Annotated in this window: 3 protein-coding genes; all 3 read right to left on the bottom strand. The window is 71.7% G+C overall.

Annotated features, from left to right (window positions below):
- Nucleotides 1–64 precede the first annotated feature (64 nt).
- Nucleotides 65–2758 carry an alanine--tRNA ligase gene (alaS, locus tag ACFRCR_RS17610; RefSeq protein ID WP_377679361.1) on the bottom strand — a complete coding sequence of 898 codons (2694 nt, stop codon included), beginning with the start codon at nucleotides 2756–2758 and terminating at the stop codon, nucleotides 65–67.
- Nucleotides 2759–2902: 144 nt separating this feature from the next.
- Nucleotides 2903–3244, bottom strand: coding sequence for a hypothetical protein (locus ACFRCR_RS17605; protein ID WP_377679359.1), 342 nt, complete (start codon nucleotides 3242–3244; stop codon nucleotides 2903–2905).
- A complete protein-coding gene (locus tag ACFRCR_RS17600; RefSeq protein WP_030151396.1) occupies nucleotides 3244–3621 on the bottom strand; it encodes a DUF948 domain-containing protein in 378 nt (125 codons plus the stop codon). The genes ACFRCR_RS17605 and ACFRCR_RS17600 overlap by 1 nt, the downstream gene beginning before the upstream one ends.
- Nucleotides 3622–3758 lie beyond the last annotated feature (137 nt).

Here is a 3758-nt window from a genome sequence, read left to right as displayed (position 1 = left end):
AGAGACAGGGCCCCCCTCGGGAGAGGGGCGCCCGCCTGGTGGTCGACCGTCATCGGGTGCGCGCTCAGAGCGCCGAGGCGACGTCGTCGCGGATGCCCGCGAGAGCCGCCGGGAGGGCGGACACGTCCGTGCCGCCACCCTGGGCCATGTCGTCCTTGCCGCCACCGCCGCCGCCGAGCACGCCCGACGCCTTCTTCGCGAGCGCGCCCGCACGCAGGCCGGCCTCACGGGCCGGGGCGTTCGTCACGATGACGACCTGCGGACGGTCCTTGCTCACGCCGCCGACGGCGACGACGCTCGGCGCCGAGTCTGCGAGACGGCCGCGTACGTCGAGCGCGAGGGCGCGCAGGTCGTCCGCGGAGGCGACCTCGCCTGCGTCGTGCACGACGACGCGCACGGCCCCGACGGTCTCCGCGCCCGCTGCGAGGTTCGCTGCGGCTGCGAGGAGCTGGGCCTGGCGCAGCGCCGCGAGCTCCTTCTCGGCGTCCCGCAGACGCGAGACCAGCGAGCCCACGCGGTCCGGGAGCTCCTCGGTGCGCACGTTCAGCAGGCCCGTGAGCTGTCCGACGAGCGCGTGCTCCTTGGCCTGGAAGCCGTAGGCACCGTCGCCGACGAGCGCGTCGACACGGCGCACGCCGGAGCCGATCGAGGACTCGCCGAGCAGCGTGACCAGGCCGAGCTGACCGGACTGCTTGACGTGCGTGCCCGCGCACAGCTCGCGCGACCAGTCGCCGCCGATCGAGACCACACGCACCTGGTCGCCGTACTTCTCGCCGAACAGCGCCATGGCGCCCAGCGCCTTGGCCTCCGCGATGGGCATGACCTTGTCCGTGACCTCGAGGTTCTCGGCGAGCTGGGTGTTGACCCGCTCCTCGACCTCGGACAGCACCCCTGCGGGGACCGCGCTCGAGGCGCGGAAGTCGAAGCGGATGCGGCTCGGGGCGTTCTCCGACCCGGCCTGCGTCGCCTCCTTGCCCAGGGCCTCCTGGATGGACTTGTGGATCATGTGCGTCGCGGTGTGGGCGCGGCTGATGGCCTTGCGACGCGCCGTGTCGATCTGCGCGGTGCCCGGGTCGCCCAGCGCCACGACGCCCTCGACGAGGCGCCCGCGGTGGACCGAGAAGCCCTTGATGGGGCGCTGCACGTCGTCGACCTCGATGGTCGCGCCGCCGTCGAGCACGATCGTGCCGTGGTCGGCGAGCTGGCCACCGGCCTCGGCGTAGAACGGCGTGCGGTCGAGGACGACCTCGACGTCAGCCGGTGCCGTCGCGGCCGGGGAGGGCACGCCGTCGACCAGGAGGCCCACGACGTTGACCGACGCCGTGGCGTCCGTGTAGCCGAGGAACTCCACCGGACGGGCGAGCTCGCTCTGCAGGGCCTCGTAGGCGGCCGTGTCGACGCCGCCCGTGCGCTTGGCGAGCGCGTCGGCGCGCGCACGGGTGCGCTGCTCCTGCATGAGGGCGCGGAACGCCTTCTCGTCGACCTGGACGCCCTGCTCGGCAGCCATCTCGAGGGTCAGGTCGATCGGGAAGCCGTACGTGTCGTGCAGGGCGAACGCCTGGTCGCCGGGCAGCACGGGCGTGCCCCCCGTGCCTGCGCTCGACTTGGCGGCCGCGACCGCGGTGTCCAGGATCGTGGTGCCCGAGGTCAGGGTGCGGCGGAAGGCCTCCTCCTCGGCGTAGGCGATCTGCGAGATGCGCTCGAAGTCGGCGCCGACCTCCGGGTAGGAGGCCTGCATGGCGTCGCGCGAGACGGGGAACAGCTGCGGCAGCGCGGGGTCCTCGACGCCCAGCAGGCGCATCGCGCGCACCGAGCGACGCAGCAGGCGGCGCAGCACGTAGCCGCGGCCCTCGTTCGAGGGGCGCACGCCGTCGCTGATGATCATCAGGGCCGAGCGCACGTGGTCGGCGACCACGCGCATGCGCACGTCGTCGTCGGCGTCGGCGCCGTAGCGCTTGCCCGAGAGCTCCTGCGCGGCCTCGATCACCGGGAAGACCTCGTCGATCTCGTACATGTTGTCGACGCCCTGCAGAACGAGCGCGAGGCGCTCGAGACCCATGCCGGTGTCGATGTTCTTCTTCGTGAGCTCGCCCAGGATGGGGAAGGACTCCTTGGTCCCGCCGTCCCCGCGTTGGTACTGCATGAAGACGAGGTTCCAGATCTCGAGGAACCGGTCGCCCGCGAGGTCGATCGCCGGGCCGCCGTCGGGGCCGTAGGCAGGCCCGCGGTCGTAGAAGATCTCCGAGCACGGCCCGGCGGGCCCGCGGGCGCCCGTGGACCAGTAGTTGGGCCCCATGCCGAGTCCCTGGATGCGCTCGTCCGGCAGTCCGGCGATCTTCTTCCAGAGCTGGCGCGCCTCGTCGTCCTCGTGGAAGACGGTGACCCAGATCTTGTCCTCGGGGATGCCGTACCCGCCGTCGTCCTGCGACCGCGTGATGAGGTCCCAGGCGTAGGTGATCGCGCCTTCCTTGAAGTAGTCCCCGAACGAGAAGTTGCCGTTCATCTGGAAGAACGTGCCGTGGCGCGTGGTCTTGCCCACGTCGTCGATGTCGAGCGTGCGCACGCACTTCTGCACGCTCGTCGCACGGGTCCACGGCGCCGTCTGCTCGCCCGTCATGTACGGGATGAACGGCACCATGCCCGCGATGGTGAACAGCGTCGAGGGGTCCGGCGAGACGAGCGACGCCGAGGGCACGACGGTGTGGTCCTGGGCGGCGAAGTAGTCGAGCCAACGCTTGCGGATCTCGGCGGTACGCATGATGTCCTTCGGAAGTCGGAGACGGAACGGCCCGGGCGCGCCGCAGGGGCAGCGACACCGGCTAGAACAAGTATGTTCCCGGCGTGCTTCCCTCCCGTACGCGCGACGCTCGTCGCGAGGGAGGCAGCAGGCCCGGTGGGTGGATCAGTAGAACGAGTACCCGAGCAGGTCCTCGTCGTCGTCGACGCCGGGGTCTCCCGCGCGCTCGCGGCGCGCCGCACGGGCTGCGCGCACGTCTGCGGGGTCCGGCTGGCCCTCGGCGAGCAGGGACGCGAGCAGCTCGGCCTCGCGCGCGTCGCGCGCGGTGCGGAACTCCTCACGGAAGGTCCGGGCGAAGCTCGTGGCCTTCTCCCCGATCGAGTTGACCTGGTCTGTGGCCTGGTCGACGAGCGAGGCGGGCGCGTAGCGCGCGATCACCTGCCGTCCCTTGACGACGACGACCACGGTGATGGCGACGCCGACGCCGACCCAGAAGACCCGACGCATCAGCGACCGGTCCGAGGTCCGGACGAGCGGCCCGAGGCCCGCGCGAACGCCTGGCGCACGCCGTACGTGAACGCCGCGACCTTCACCAGCGGCGCCCCGAAGGTCGCCGCGTACAGACCCGTGAGGGCCGAGACGTTCTCGCTGACCTGCGCCGCGGACGTCGTGATCGTGTCGACCTTGACCAGCTGGCTGTTCGTCGTGGCCACGGTCGTGGCGGCCTCGTCGAGGATCGGCACCGAGTGGTCCGTGACCTCCTTGATGCTCACGCGGGCCTCGTCGAGCACCCGGCCGAGCTTGACCAGAGGAACCGCGAGGACCCCGACCAGCAGCACGAATGCGATGGCGGCGATCAGCCCGGCCACATCTCCTACGGACATCTCCTGCTCCTCCTTCGACGGCGCGACGCGACGGACGGCACGCCTCGCGAAACCTTACCCGGATGCACGAACGCCCCGCTCCCCGTCGAAGCGGTGAGCGAGGCGTTCGTGCACGGCGCGCGGCGCCAGCCGCGCAG

It is taken from the genome of Oerskovia sp. NPDC056781 (assembly GCF_042789955.1).
GTDB lineage: Bacteria > Actinomycetota > Actinomycetes > Actinomycetales > Cellulomonadaceae > Oerskovia > Oerskovia rustica.
The sequence above is the reverse complement of the archived record's forward strand: the minus strand, read 5'-3'. Positions and strand labels throughout refer to the sequence as shown.

Coding starts and splice junctions, on each gene's coding strand:
- alaS (WP_377679361.1), bottom strand. CDS start 2,758: ATGCGTACCGCCGAGATCCGCAAGCGTTGGCTCGACTACTTCGCCGCC.
- ACFRCR_RS17605 (WP_377679359.1), bottom strand. CDS start 3,244: ATGCGTCGGGTCTTCTGGGTCGGCGTCGGCGTCGCCATCACCGTGGTC.
- ACFRCR_RS17600 (WP_030151396.1), bottom strand. CDS start 3,621: ATGTCCGTAGGAGATGTGGCCGGGCTGATCGCCGCCATCGCATTCGTG.